10 protein-coding genes are annotated in these 13,889 nt (G+C 41.3%); 2 read left to right on the top strand and 8 right to left on the bottom strand.

Translation table 11 applies throughout. The features are described 5' to 3' along the window. Positions 1–45 precede the first annotated feature (45 nt). The gene (locus tag AC3IRT_RS15280; protein ID WP_489394070.1) at positions 46–2,442 is read right to left on the bottom strand and encodes an ABC transporter permease; all 2,397 of its coding nucleotides are present in this window, start codon (positions 2,440–2,442) and stop codon (positions 46–48) included. A 236-nt stretch (positions 2,443–2,678) separates the two neighbouring features. Here AC3IRT_RS15280 and AC3IRT_RS15275 point away from each other — a divergent pair, with 236 nt between their 5' ends. Next, complete coding sequence (locus tag AC3IRT_RS15275) at positions 2,679–3,041, top strand: hypothetical protein (RefSeq protein ID WP_489394069.1); 363 nt, start codon at positions 2,679–2,681, stop codon at positions 3,039–3,041. A 24-nt stretch (positions 3,042–3,065) separates the two neighbouring features. Here the strand turns inward: AC3IRT_RS15275 and AC3IRT_RS15270 are convergent, their stop codons facing one another. From AC3IRT_RS15270 to AC3IRT_RS15255, 4 genes are all read right to left on the bottom strand, one after another. After that, positions 3,066–3,980: an NAD(P)/FAD-dependent oxidoreductase gene (locus tag AC3IRT_RS15270; protein WP_489394068.1), complete on the bottom strand. Its 915-nt coding sequence runs from the start codon at positions 3,978–3,980 to the stop codon at positions 3,066–3,068. A gap of 220 nt (positions 3,981–4,200) precedes the next feature. Then, complete coding sequence (locus AC3IRT_RS15265; protein WP_489394067.1) at positions 4,201–4,761, bottom strand: type 1 glutamine amidotransferase domain-containing protein; 561 nt, start codon at positions 4,759–4,761, stop codon at positions 4,201–4,203. Positions 4,762–4,849: 88 nt separating this feature from the next. Then, positions 4,850–5,053, bottom strand: a complete 204-nt coding sequence (locus tag AC3IRT_RS15260; RefSeq protein ID WP_489394066.1) for a hypothetical protein — start codon at positions 5,051–5,053, stop codon at positions 4,850–4,852. 152 nt (positions 5,054–5,205) lie between these two features. Beyond that, positions 5,206–5,847 carry a DUF2911 domain-containing protein gene (locus AC3IRT_RS15255; RefSeq protein ID WP_489394065.1) on the bottom strand — a complete coding sequence of 214 codons (642 nt, stop codon included), beginning with the start codon at positions 5,845–5,847 and terminating at the stop codon, positions 5,206–5,208. Positions 5,848–6,103: 256 nt separating this feature from the next. Here AC3IRT_RS15255 and bamE point away from each other — a divergent pair, with 256 nt between their 5' ends. Next, positions 6,104–6,496 (top strand): outer membrane protein assembly factor BamE domain-containing protein, encoded by a 393-nt coding sequence (gene bamE / locus AC3IRT_RS15250; RefSeq protein ID WP_489394064.1) that lies wholly within the window; start codon positions 6,104–6,106, stop codon positions 6,494–6,496. A gap of 65 nt (positions 6,497–6,561) precedes the next feature. Here the strand turns inward: bamE and AC3IRT_RS15245 are convergent, their stop codons facing one another. Genes AC3IRT_RS15245 through AC3IRT_RS15235 form a run of 3 tightly spaced genes read right to left on the bottom strand, consistent with a single transcriptional unit; the run spans position 6,562 to position 13,860 of the window. Continuing rightward, positions 6,562–8,949, bottom strand: coding sequence for an ABC transporter permease (locus AC3IRT_RS15245; RefSeq protein ID WP_489394063.1), 2,388 nt, complete (start codon positions 8,947–8,949; stop codon positions 6,562–6,564). A 38-nt stretch (positions 8,950–8,987) separates the two neighbouring features. Continuing rightward, positions 8,988–11,396, bottom strand: a complete 2,409-nt coding sequence (locus AC3IRT_RS15240; RefSeq protein WP_489394062.1) for an FtsX-like permease family protein — start codon at positions 11,394–11,396, stop codon at positions 8,988–8,990. A gap of 40 nt (positions 11,397–11,436) precedes the next feature. Next, a complete protein-coding gene (locus tag AC3IRT_RS15235) occupies positions 11,437–13,860 on the bottom strand; it encodes an ABC transporter permease (protein ID WP_489394061.1) in 2,424 nt (807 codons plus the stop codon). Positions 13,861–13,889 lie beyond the last annotated feature (29 nt).

The raw sequence follows: 13,889 nt of genomic DNA, 5'->3' as shown, positions 1-13,889 counted from the left end.
GAATAAAATATGTGTGCTTTTGTGTTAATAATTTACAGCATTTTCCTACTCATTGCGTAGGCTTTGAATTGGATTTGCCAGCGCTGCACGAAGTGCTTGCCCGCTGATGGTTAATATGGCAATGAGTAAAGCGATAAAGCCGGCTACGCCGAATACCCACCATTCTAATTGTATACGATAAGAAAAATCGGATAACCAACTGTGCATCGCCCACCAAGCAATTGGTGTGGCGATGACAATTGATAAACACACCAATTTAATGAAATCTTTTGATAGTAAGAGTAATATGCTGTTGACGCTGGAACCCAAAACCTTGCGAATACCAATTTCTTTGACACGCTGTTCGGCCATAGAACTGGCGAGGCCGAATAGGCCTAAGCAGGAAATTAAGATCGCTAAACCGGAAAACAAACCCGTGATGTTGGCTGTCCGGATTTCTTCTTTGTACATACGTGCTACATGATCATCCGTAAATTCGTATACAAAAGCGCCGTCTGGCACATGTTGCTTGAATACTTCAGCTATTTGGTCAAGAAAAGTACTAACCTGCGCCGCTTGAAAACGTACGAACAACTGCTCCTGCGATTCCGACGGACGGTTCATACGATAATATAAATAGCCGCCCACGGACTCTTTGAGAGAGGTATAATGAAAATCGCTCAACACACCAGATATAATGGAGTTGTTTGGGCGCATTTCGGTGATGATTGGCTTTCCAATAGCTTCTTCAGGAGTGGTGTAGCCTAAATATTTCAACACCGCTTCATTAATTAAGACATAACAGGTCGTGTCTGTAGTAGACAGGTTTTCTGGTAAATCAGTGCCCGCTAAAAGGTGAAGCTGAAGGGTTTCTGCGATTGGCCCACTCACGCTATTGGTAGATACTGGCAATCCTTTTTTGTCCGTTACTAATTTTCGAATCTGCTTACCACTTTCGCGCATACCCATCATGCTTTGTGCTGCTACTGAACTAGTGGTAGAGGCGAGGTTACGTAAACCGTCGTTCAACGTCTGAAATTGCGCTTTGGAAGACAACGAATTGATGGAAATAGCCATTACACCAGCTGGTTCGTAGCCTAAGTCTTTTTGCTGTACATAGCGCATTTGTTGCGCTATTATCATAATTGATGACAATAGTATAATAGAGGCCGTGAATTGACAGACCACCAAAATGCGGCGCATGCGATTGGCAAATGAATTTTTTAGCGCGCTCTTATTCATCAAGATAAGCGGACTAATCTTGTTCATGTAATAAGCCGGATAGCTACCGGCTAATAAGGTAATACCAATCCATAGTAAAAATGTGATGCCTATCAACTGCGGATTCCACAACGCTTGATAGTTCCAGCTTGTCTGCGTTATTTGTTCGAAAATTGGAGCTAGTAGAATGGCGATTCCATACCCCAGTCCAATGGCTATTAAAGTCACTAAAGCCGCTTCGGTATAAAATCTAAAAACGACCTGTTTTCCTGTGGCACCCAGCACCTTTGCGACGCCGACATCTTTCGCATTCTTGGAAGAGCGCGCCGTAGCCAAATTCATGTAATTGATGCAGGCGATAAGAAGTGTGACTGCCGCCAGAAGAATCGCTAGCTTGATGGTGACATGATTTCCAGAGCGGGTATTATTGCTTTCATGTAAATCTGTCGAGTATAAATGTACATCAGCCAGCGGCTGTAAAAAAAGTCGCTTCAGAAAGCGATTGTCGGCCATGTATTTATCCAATAAGGCATCGGTTTGCTTTTCTACTAGCTTTGGGTCTACAGAAGGATTCAACAAAGCGTAGGTTTCATAGCTAGAATTGGACCAGTACACATCTTTCCCCATCCAACTATCCAGCATGCTGTAGACCATGTTGCAGTCCAAGCTGCTATTTTCTGGCAAATCTTGAAAAACCCCTGTCACACGCATGGTATCCTGGTTGTTGATGGTCAGTATTTCATCCATGACCAATCGGTCTCCAAAGATTTTATCTCTTGTAGAAGCTGATATGACAATATTGTTCGGCTGATCAAAAACATGTTTTGCGTTGCCTTCGATAAACTGAAAATCAAAAATTTGGAACAGGCTAGAGTCAGACAAATAGAGTGCAGACTCAGGGAAATTCTGATCACCCACTCTGATTGATGCGATAGTGCCAAAGTCGTGTTTTACCAAACGTGCCGTGTTTTCTACACCAGTTACTTCGGCTAACATAGCAGGCGCCACGGAGTTCGGTAATTGTGGCGTTTTTCGATTGTCATACTCTGCTTCGAATTCGGTATTTACGCGATATATGTTACTAAAATTGCTGTGAAATTTATCGAAGCTGGTTTCTTTCCATACGAAGGATAGCAGTAAAATGGTAACCGCAAAGGCGGTCGCCAAACCCACAATATTCAATATACTAAAGAGTTTATTGTTGATGATATTGCGCCAGGCCGTCTTGATATGCGATGTCATGCGAATGAGTAACTTATGTATTTGTTAATGTTTAGTAAAGGAGCGGCGTTTTTGCACTCCCGATCAAGATATGCCAAATTTAAAGCCTAATATTTAATCGTTTGATTATTAGTGTTTTGCTGTGTTGTGTGGTTTTAAAGAGTGTTCGATACCGAACAATTATTCGTTCGATACCGAACAGCTATTTGATCTCTGAGGAGAATTGCGTATCTTAAAGTCAATACCTAAAATAATATATGAAAATAATAAGCATAGCGGTGATTGCGGTAGTAGCTATTGGAATCATCTTGGGGTTAATGTTTGGTTTGCCTCGTTATAATGTATGGCAACAGGAAATGGCGGGTCGCGCGCGACTTGCCGAAGCAACGCAGTCGCGTCAGATTTTGATCGAGCAGGCTCGTGCAGAAAAAGATGCTGCAGTTTTACAAGCAGAAGCCATCAAAATTATGGGCGAGGCAGCACAACGCTATCCTGAATATCGTAAACAGGAATTTATCGGCGCATTTGGTGAAGCACTCAAAGCGGGTAAAATCAACCAAATCATCTACGTGCCGACCGAGGCTAATATTCCAATTCTGGAAGCCGCACGCAACCCGTAATAAATTAGTTGCAGATCGCGTAGACTAGGAATCAGCCTCGCAGAGTGCCATATTTACCATCGCACCTGCGAGGTTTCCTGTATATACTGCGCTAGCAACTGATCGCATTGGATTGCAAATATCTCCACAAGCGTACACGCCCGAAACGGTTGTTTTCTGAAATGCATCGACTTGCAACAGTCCCATCTCTGTTTTACTACAGCCAAGCTGTTCTGCGATATCGTGGTGCAGATCAAATGGCACGCGCGCATATAAAGCATCTAATGATATCACTTGCTTGTTTTCAAAAACAAGACGCTCCATGTTGCCGTCTTGATGGATGATTTCTTCAATTTTATCGCTATTAATTTGAATCGCACGATCTTGTAAATTAGTCAATTGTGCAGCATCAAAAGGATTTTTTCCATTGGTAAATAGTGTAACATCTGCGGTTAGGTTCTTGACCAAGCCGGATAGATGAAGCGCTGCTGCTGGATCCTCAGGTAATAAAATACCCGTACGTTTTCCACGAAACTCGTAACCGTGACAATAAGGGCAGTGGATCACCGATATTCCCCAACATGCGGCAAAGCCTGGGATTTCGGGCATGATATCGCGAATGCCTGTAGCGATAATGATTTTTTTAGCTTCATACTGATTTTGTGAGCTCGTAGTTACTTTAAAAATATCATCCACGGACGAAGTTGTAACTACAGAATCTGAAATAAACTGTACGGTATCGTACTGCAAAACCTGTTCTCTAGCCACCGCTGCAATTTCTGCAGGGGTTTTGCCATCCTGTGTCAAGAAATTATGTGAATGTGGTGTTTGGCGATTACAGGGAAGGCCATTGTCAATAATTAAAACATTTCGTAAAGACCTACCTAATGCCATAGCAGTAGATAGACCGGCATAACTGCCTCCTAATATGATGGCGTCGAATACGAGATGATGTTTCATAATTGTTGAATTTAGAATCTTAACTATAAGCGGTAAAGGTATTCTGAAAAATGTTTAAATGCAATTTAATTGCGTTTATAATCTACATGATTTTGTCATAATTTTTTACGGTCTTGGTTAATACGACGTCCAAGTTGGATGGATAATTTCAGAACATAAAAAAGAGGATGATTTATTGAAAAATCATCCTCTCGGTACAATGTATGATAAAACTTAACAATTACGCATGTTGACCTTTATGCTTGCCTTCGGCATATTCCTCCACAATCTTTTTATTGAATGCTGGCAGATCTTCTGGAGTGCGGCTGGTTACCAAACCTTGATCGGTCACTACCTCGCTATCTTCCCAAAGCGCACCTGCATTGATCAGATCTTTTTTAATCGCACCAACGGAAGTAATTTTTCTACCTTCTACTACTTCCGCATCAATCAATACTTGCGGACCATGACAGATTGCCGAAACGGGTTTTCCGGCGGCAAAGAATGCTTTTACAAATGATAAAGCTGATTCATTGACGCGTAATTTATCTGGATTAATTACACCACCCGGAATTAATAATCCATCATAATCATCAGCAGAAGCGCTGTCAAGCAGTTGGTCTACTTTGTAATCGCCTTTCCAATCATCACCTTCTTTAGCACGTACTACATCACTTTTAGGAGATATGATATGTACGGTAGCACCAGCAGCTTCCAAAGCTTCTTTTGGGCTTGTTAACTCAATCTCTTCAAATCCGTCTTCTGTCAATATTGCTATCTTCTTTTCTGTCAATTTTCCCATGATATATTTATATTATGTTGTATTTACTTGATAAAACTCCTTTGCATTGCAGATTGGCTGTAATGGCATCTCAAATTCTGAGGAGATATTATGGATTTGTAGGTGTGTTCAGCATCGGATTCAGAGAATCTTCGGATAAAGTGTCTCGCGCAGTCGTGTCCGTCATCGGCATAGGATTTACCTCGTCGGGCGTATTTTCTAAATTATCGCCTTGGTGTGATGCTGGATCTGCACACGATAGGATACCAAACATGCCTGATGCTGCTATTGCTACTAAATAGGATTTTTTCATAACGTTCCTTCCTTTGTTTGTATGGAGAACAGGAGGTAACGCGAAATGTTACCCCCAAATTTCAATTTGGGGGTTTGTACTCAGGGTGTTACCGTATTTAATGAGGTGCGCTGCGTGATCTGCCGAATGCGGTATCGGCAAGATGCTGCTATCTATGATGTGGAAAAAGGTACTTCAATTTCCAACTCTTCCCACAGCAGCCGAATGATACCATTTTGTTCATTAACAACTTGTATTTCGTAGGTTAATCGAGGTGTGGCAGCATGTGATTTTGGTTGAATTGTGGTGCGCAGTACATCTTCTTCCTGACTATAATCATCAGCCAAATGTTGCTCATGATTCCTGTTCAAGATAAATGCCCACGTATCTTTTTCTGGAATGGTAAAAATAGCATACGTACCTGCTGGCACAGTCTGTCCATCAATCACGATGTCTGATGTAAACATAATACTAGTGGCTGTGTGGGCGCCAGTCACCCAAACTTGTCCATAAGGAACTAATCCACCCCAAATTATCCGATCCTTTACACCGGGCGAACGATACGTGAGGTGCACATGTGTAGTGCCTACGTTAGTCATGGTCACACGTTTCGGACTTCCTTTCAAGGTATCTTGTGCCATTAAACCGTGATTTAAACTATCCACATACCCTTGGCTATCACCAGTGGCTTGTTGATGATGCGCGTGTGGATCTGTTGGCGCATCTGTTTCCTTTTTCTGCGGCTCACCGCAACCTAACAACAATGAAGTCATCAATGCTGCATGGATGTATAGGTGTGGTTTGTTGTAGAACATAAATTATATAGTGATTAAATATGAATGAGAAGTACTAAGCTTGCATGATAAAGGTACGATGTCTAACCAGTACAAAAGTGTTTTTTAGATGTGAATACTAATAAACGTCATGTTCGGTTAAAATCCGTTTTTTTTGAATCTCTACATTCCAACGCATAGCTAAATTTTTTACCTTTGCTGTAACAGGATTAAGACCGATTTTGCTTAATACTTTACGGTACTTTAGCAGTCCAACAACAAACTAATCATCACGTCTATGAAAAAAATATATCTGAGCTTCGTCTTTCTCTTCGCCATTTACTTGCTATCTAGCTGTGCTATGTATCAACAGCAATTGGCTTTAAATATGTTTGATGTGCGCTTGGGGATGACTAGAGAACAAGTGGTGGAAGTATTAGGAAGGCCAAGCATGGTCGTCTCCGCCTACACCGAGGAAAATGGCAATATCATCGAAGTACTGGAATATGTACGAAGTGAGACCAATTCATTGACAGATCAAGTGGAGGCGCGGCCGATCTGGACGTATTTTGTGAATAATGAATTGTTCGAATGGGGGCCTGGCGAAAACTGGGAAACTGATGCCGCTTTCCGTCGAGCAATATTAAACAGATCCATGGATTATCAACAAAACCGACGTAAACATTTGTAAACTAAATAAAAGTTTTTCTTTTTTCGAGATGATATATCATCTCGAAAAAAGAAAAACTTTTAGCTTTATTCATCTCTCAAACTTTCTACGGGATTGGCGGATGCGGCCTTTGCAGATTGCATGCTAATGGTAATCAACATCACGACAATCATACTTCCCGCAGAAATCAAAAATGGCCAAGGACTTAGATTGACCTGATACGCAAAATTTTCCAACCAACGTTTTAGCAAAAAGTATCCAATAGGTACGGCCACCAAATTGGCCACGACGAAAACTTTTAAGAATGGCTTATTGAGCAAAAGGAATAATTGTGGAATGCTCGCGCCCAAAACCTTTCGAATACTAACTTCTTTCCTCTTTGAGGTGACATGGTAAGCCGCCAGATTAAACAAGCCCAACGCCGCTATGACAATAGCGATGATACCAAATGCACTCGATACATTTTTTAATTGTTCTTCCTTCGCTTGCAGCTTCGCATAGTTGCTATCCATAAAAGTATAATCGAGAGGCAACCTTTCGGAATTAGAATTTTTCTTCCATTCTACATCCATCGCTGCAAGTGCCTCTTTTGTTTTTCCTTTTTCTGTACGAATTAGTACATCCAGTTTATACGAGCTAAAGCCGCATTCATCCTTAAAATTGTATACCGATGGTGGTACTTTACTTTCAAAGCCGTAGGTTTTGGAATCTTTGACCACCCCAATAATAGTAAAATCGGTGTCGCAGCCGCTTATTTTTTGTCCCAGCGGTTGGTCGATCTCCATCGCTGAGGCCATACTTTCGTTAATCACCGCAAAATGGTTCACCGTATCCTGCTCGAATTCTTTATCGGTCAATCTATTCCGACCAGCAACTAACGGGATAGACAATAAATCAAAGTAATCCAAATCTACGCCAACCAAATCTACTTCAGTGGTCTTTTTTGGTCCATTGAATTGCTTTTTTACGGGAGTTTGTCCTTCGGCCGGACTATTGGACGTAGTTGCTACATGCGTGATAGCACCGCTATTCACTAAACGATTTCGAAAATCATTCTTCCAACCATTTCCTATTTCATATACGAGTGACATACCTTTAAAACTAATTACCTGTTCTGTTTCAAAGCCGCGCTCAGAAGAACGCATAAAATTTAGTTGGTTATTGATAATGATAATTCCCGAGATAAAAATGCTGGCGATAATAAATTGAAAAGTGAGCAATACGGTGCGAAAGCCAATACGCGTATGCGCCGTCTGCATATTGCCGCGCAACATCTCAAATGGCTTAAAACCAGATAAGAACATAGCGGGATAAATACCTGCTATCGCTGTAGTAAGTACGATGGCGGTGCCCAGCTGTAATAATGTGTTGCTATGATAAAGGTATTCAGACAAATCATCATTACGCCATTTCTGCAACCCATTGCTAGAAAGTATTAATACAAACCATGCTACACCAGCAGCCAGCAAACATTGGATAAAAACTTCCAGCATAAACTGAAAAATTAAGGTACGTCTCCGTACACCAAATAATTTTTTTATACCAATCTCCTTACCACGATTCTCAGATTGTGCAATGACCAGATTGGTAAAGTTGATGGCCGACAAAATCAAAATGGTAAGCGATAATCCGCCCAGTACCCAGATGGTAATGTATGGCATGTTGGAACCATGTTTGGGTTGGAGATGAAGAGTACTCAACGGATCTAAATAAACGCTGCCTTTTGCAAAGGCGGAAGATTTCACCAGATGATGCTGAGACGTATTTTGTTCGTAATAGCGGCTGATTTTAGCGGTTAATGCAACTATGTCGGTTCCTGGTTTGACCTGAATATAGGTTTGAAAGGTGTATGGATTAGCATATTCTACTTCATCGTAAATGCGTTTTACTAGCAACATGTCGTATTCTAGGACGGATGGTTTCCTTTCTTCGGTGACACCATAAAAAGTTTCGTAAAAACTCTGCTGAAGTGATAGTGCCTTCAACTCAATAGGTTCTTCCGCCGTTGGTAGCGAGTCTTTAGAGAAAAGCAATGCCGAAATCTCTTCATTGGCGATGGTGCCTTCCAATTTGTCCAGCTCCGTAAAGAGTTTTCCATCAGCCGTCTTCATCTGAAAGATATTCGCTGCCGCTGAATCTACCATGAGTGCATTCTTGACGTTGGCCGTTTCTTTTCCAAATATGGGATAAGAACCATACATATACGGGATGGACCGCCCTGCTAATACAATCTCAGGAAATTCTTGCATGATGGCTGGCGCAAAAGAAGGTGGCGTTTGATCCGTGTATTCTCCATTGTAAGTCAATCCAATCAGATAAATGTTCTCTATATTTGGATTCCACGTATCGTAGCTTGTTTCACGATTGATGTATTGGTACGATAAGATAAAACCAGCAAAGCCAATAGCTAATCCCAGAATATTCAGTCCGGAAGAGAAGATATTTTTCTTGAAATGCCGCCAGGCAGTCTTCATATAATTTATACGCATTTTTACATCTTTTATGGGGTTAGTTACTCATCTCTCAAACTATTTACTGGATTAGCAAGAGCTGCGCGGATTGCTTGATAGCTCACTGTAATCAGCGCTACAATTACAGCTAGTAAACCGGCGAAAGCAAACATCCACCATTGAATCTCAATTCGGTATGCGAAATCCTCCAACCATTTGCTCATCACCCACCATGCTATTGGCGAAGCAATGAAAATCGCAATAAATACGACTTTCAAAAAATCTTTAGACAGCAAACCCACAATACCGGCAACAGAAGCTCCGAGTACTTTGCGAATACCAATCTCTTTGGTACGTAAGCTGACCATATTAACCATCAGGCCAAAAATCCCTAAGCCAGCTAAGAATAAAGTTAGGATACTCGACGCCGTAAATATCTGCTCCAGTTTTTTTTCCTTTTGATACTGTGCCGCTAGCGTTTCTTTCACTTTGCTCAACTCTAGGGGTTTGTCTGGATACAACTCTTTCCACACCTGCGCAATGTAGCGCATCACATTGTCTTCATTACCTGAGGTGCTACGTATAAATACAGATCCATGTCGTGGGTTCGTATAACCGACAATAACGGTCGGAAGGATTTCTTTATGCAGAGATTCGGAGTTAAAATCTTCAATAATCCCCACAGGAAGTAATTTATTTACTTGCGGCATGGTTTTATTTAAAGTCGGATTGTCCAATAATCTTGCTGTGCTTGCTGCTAGCAAGCAAGGTCTGAGCGCTTCAGCTTCAGCAGTAAAATCTTCGGCATCAATAACATCTGTCTCCAGCGCGGTTTGAAGCCAACGGCCTTCTTTAAGTTTAAATCCGAGTGTTTCTGCGAGGTTTGGTTCACCAGCGATGTACCATACTTCTATTTTTTTTTCTGGATTTTTGGGATCATTAATCAATCGCGACATATAACCAGGCCCATCGGTCGGTGACCAGCTGGCTAGGCTAACATGCTTTACATCCTTATGTACTGCTAGTTTGTTTTTGAAAGCTTCGGATTTATTGTCAAAAGATATGCCTCCAATACTAATCAAGCCATCTGTATCAATTCCAGTTTCCTTGTTCTTCATAAAGCTCACTTGGCTTTGTATAACAAATAGTGCTACAAGAATGATAATGGAAAGACTGAATTGTGTAATAACCAATACTGAACGTATATTGCTTTTGGAAGACTTGCTTGTCTTCAAAGATTTGTTTAGCGAGCCCACGGCCGCTAAGCGCGAGACAAACCACGAAGGGTATAAACCAGATAAAAAGCTCAGCACGATTACAATGCTGGTGATACATACGAAATATTGCCAACTGTATGCAGATGCAAATGCAAGTTTATTGCCAATAAATTGCTCAATAAAGGGCAATGTGATCAGGTAGAGCATAATAGATAGCGCAAATGCGATGGAAAATATGAGCAAAGATTCCAACAAAAATTGCCTAATAAGTTGTGCTTTTGAAGCGCCCATGACCTTCCGTATACCTGTCTCTTTTAATCGGTTAGAAATCTGTGCGGTGGCTAAGTTGACGAAGTTGATGCAAGCAATTAACATCACCAGTATTCCTATTGCTACGTAAATAAAGATATTTTTTTGACTACCTCGAATGATTTGATAAGCACCGAAATCACTTTTGAGATAGCTATCTTGGATGGATTGTAGCTCAAATTGAGTAGGTTTTTTCACGTCAACGAAGTCCGTGTACCACTTGTTCACTTTACTTTGAAATGCTGCACGATCGGTGCCAGGTTTTAATACAATGTAATGGCGGCTTAACATTCCGCTATTATTTCTAAGAAGTTCCCTTTCTTCTCTCTTTTCGATAATAATGACGTCACTCCGCAAATGTGAATTGGAAGGTAAATCCTCCATGACGCCGGCAATAAGATATTCATTTGCTACGTCATCGTATCGGGGCGCATCATAGATGGTTTTTCCAATCACTTCTTGTCCGTTAAAATAAGTGTTTACAAATGTTTGAGAGACGATGATTTTTCGGATGTCTTTTGACGGAGTGAGGTTTTCACTTTTAATCAAATTAACATCTAAAAGTCTCTGCACAGCAGTATCCGTGTATAGAGCCACTACGTTAACTGAAATATTGGCTCCTTTTTCAAGTTTAAAATCAATCGGGCTAACATATAGCGTACTATATTCTTCGACTTCTGGGAAATTGCGTTTTAATTCTGGTGCCAAGCCAGCGTATGTAGCACCATTCTTACTGTGTGGTAAATTGGCGTCGCCGTGTGCTACAGATATGATGCGGTATACATCTTGGGCTCTACTCCAATATTTATCATAAGATAGTTCGTCTATTACAAAAGCAGCGATTAGCATACTAACTGCAAAGCCTAATGCCAATCCCGAGACGGAAATCGCGGTGTAAATTTTTCCGTGCAGTAAGGTTCTTAACGCTATTTTTAGGGAATACATCTGATGTTGTTGTTATTAAGTGTGACTTCTTTCAATCAAGTTACTCATCTCTTAAACTATTTACTGGATTGGCTACAGCTGCGCGAATTGCTTGCCCACTCACTGTTACTAACGCAACTATTATAGCCAGCAAACCCGCGATAGCAAACATCCACCATTGGATCTCAATACGATAAGCAAAATCTTCCAACCATTTATTCATCGCCCACCACGCGATCGGCGACGCAATGAGAATCGCGATCAACACAACTTTCACAAAATCCTTGGACAGCAAACCGACAATGCCGGCAACGGAAGCGCCCAATACTTTGCGGATGCCGATCTCCTTGGTGCGTTGAAATGCGGTCAAGGTGGCCAAGCCAAATAAACCTAAACAACTGATAAATATGGTGACGGCAGTAGCTAAGTCAATCAGCTTGGCTGTACGATGCTCCGTTTCATACAGGTTTTTAATCTTTTCATCTGCGAATTGGTATTCGAAAGGAGCATCTGGATAGAATGTCTTCCATTCTCGTTCCATGATAGCAAATGTTTTATGCCATAGCTTGCTATCAGTTGGAAGTTTGACATGGAAGGTCTGTAGCTGACCAGAATAATTAGAAGAGACCAAGATGAGCGGTTCGATCTGCGTCCTCAAAGATTTTTGGTGAAAGTCCCTGAATACACCCACAATAGGTAATGCCTTATGCTCGCCCTGTAGTAAGTATTTACCGATCGCTTCGCTGGCCGATTGTAATCCTAAAGCTTTGATGCCTGCTTCATTAATCAATACATCGTGTATGGTGTCGGTCTGCTTCAAATTACGTCCGGCAAGTAATTCAATTTCGTATAGATCGATAAAGTCTTTATCAATGTATTTCAATGGGGTGTTGAATTGCACACGGCCAGTATCTGCCGCAAAATCATATATATTGCTCCAATGGTTTTGATTCTGTGGCTCATGTCCTTGTGCAATTTTTGCTATTTCGGGGTATTTTTGCAGCGCTTGTTTGTATAATGCAGGATCTACCTCAGAGTTTTGATACGATTTGTATGGCATGCGTACAGTAACTACCGCATCGTGCGAAAATCCCATATCTTTCGTGAGCGTAAAATTGAGCTGATAGGCCATGATGAGCGCACCAACAATAAAGAATTGCGCTATGATAAATTGAAAGACAATTAATCCTTTTCGAAGTGTCAATTTCGTGCCTTGAATCCGTGTTTCTAGCTTTCCTTTCAAGGTTTCTATGACACGCAATTTATTGATTAAGTAAGAAGGATACAATCCGGCGAGCACTGTGATAAGGATTGTAAGTCCTAAAAGAAAAGCAGCAATTGCCCAAGGATTGCTGTAGTTTTCCATTCCGGCAGGTAAAAACTCGGGATATAGACTACGAAACAACACGACGATAGGCCACGACAATAACAAAGAAAATAAACAAATACAGAATGTTTCTAGCAAAAAGTCCAATGTAAGCGAAAGGGGCCTAGCACCCAGTGTTTTCCTGATGCCTATTTCTTTTGCTCGCTGCGGTACTTGAGCGGTGCTCAGATTGATGTAGTTGATACAGGCTAAGGTCAATAAGAAAGCTCCAATAGCAATCAATCCATAAATTACCTTTTTATCTGCCACCAAACCGTCGATGTTGTATTTTGTGTTGAAATGTTTCTCGGCTAAAGGCGTCGAAGCAAATTTGGAGGCGTAGCCGTATTTTGCATTAGCTTCACCCGCAATTTCTTGATGCCGTTTTTGTCCTACCTTTAATAAATGTAGGAGCGAGGCTTCATTAGCTGTTTTTACATACAGCAGGTGTGCGGAATTTCTCGAATTCCACTCGGGTTGCCATTCCACATCCCGAACAGGCATGAAAATCTGTGCTTGAAAGCTGCTTGGAAACGAAAGATCTTTAACCACTCCCGATACGAGGTATTGTGCCGTGTCTGCCATGACAACACGACCTAAAATTGATGAAACATCATCTTTGGGGAATAATGTTTTGGCTTTGCTTTCGGTGAGTACCATGCTTTTAGGATGCTGAAAGGCCGTTTTCGCTTTTCCTGCAACCCACTCGTACGGCAATAGATCGAAGTAACTCGCTCGTGTACCAATCACGTTGTCCTGCTCTTCCAAGATTATCGGTTTTTCGCTACCATTTTGTGATACAGTAAAACGTTCAAAATATTGAGTATAAACTGGTACTACCAATGCATCGTCCAGCGCCTGTTCTTCCATGAGTGGCGCAAGTCCAAGGTTGACTCCGGCAGCATGGTGATCTTCGCCTTCATACTTGATTTCGGTGACGATCTGATAAATGTCCTGCAAGTCAGGCGTATTTTTGTCAAAAGAAAACTCGTATTGTACAATGCTGAATACCAACCAACACGCGCTAATGCCAATCGATAGACCGACAATGTTTAGAGAGGTAAATAAGCGATTGCGCCAAAGGTATCGAAAGGTGCTTTTTATGTCGTGTTTTGTCATGATTCTCATTTTTTTAGGTTAATGCAATC

The organism is Sphingobacterium sp. KH_072 (assembly GCF_057837975.1).
The sequence above is the reverse complement of the archived record's forward strand: the minus strand, read 5'-3'. Positions and strand labels throughout refer to the sequence as shown.

Excerpts from the sequence above, each read along its gene's own strand:
- AC3IRT_RS15280 (WP_489394070.1), bottom strand. The coding sequence starts at position 2,442 with ATGACATCGCATATCAAGACGGCCTGGCGCAATATCATCAACAATAAA.
- AC3IRT_RS15275 (WP_489394069.1), top strand. The coding sequence starts at position 2,679 with ATGAAAATAATAAGCATAGCGGTGATTGCGGTAGTAGCTATTGGAATC.
- AC3IRT_RS15270 (WP_489394068.1), bottom strand. The coding sequence starts at position 3,980 with ATGAAACATCATCTCGTATTCGACGCCATCATATTAGGAGGCAGTTAT.
- AC3IRT_RS15265 (WP_489394067.1), bottom strand. The coding sequence starts at position 4,761 with ATGGGAAAATTGACAGAAAAGAAGATAGCAATATTGACAGAAGACGGA.
- AC3IRT_RS15260 (WP_489394066.1), bottom strand. The coding sequence starts at position 5,053 with ATGAAAAAATCCTATTTAGTAGCAATAGCAGCATCAGGCATGTTTGGT.
- AC3IRT_RS15255 (WP_489394065.1), bottom strand. The coding sequence starts at position 5,847 with ATGTTCTACAACAAACCACACCTATACATCCATGCAGCATTGATGACT.
- bamE (WP_489394064.1), top strand. The coding sequence starts at position 6,104 with ATGAAAAAAATATATCTGAGCTTCGTCTTTCTCTTCGCCATTTACTTG.
- AC3IRT_RS15245 (WP_489394063.1), bottom strand. The coding sequence starts at position 8,949 with ATGAAGACTGCCTGGCGGCATTTCAAGAAAAATATCTTCTCTTCCGGA.
- AC3IRT_RS15240 (WP_489394062.1), bottom strand. The coding sequence starts at position 11,396 with ATGTATTCCCTAAAAATAGCGTTAAGAACCTTACTGCACGGAAAAATT.
- AC3IRT_RS15235 (WP_489394061.1), bottom strand. The coding sequence starts at position 13,860 with ATGACAAAACACGACATAAAAAGCACCTTTCGATACCTTTGGCGCAAT.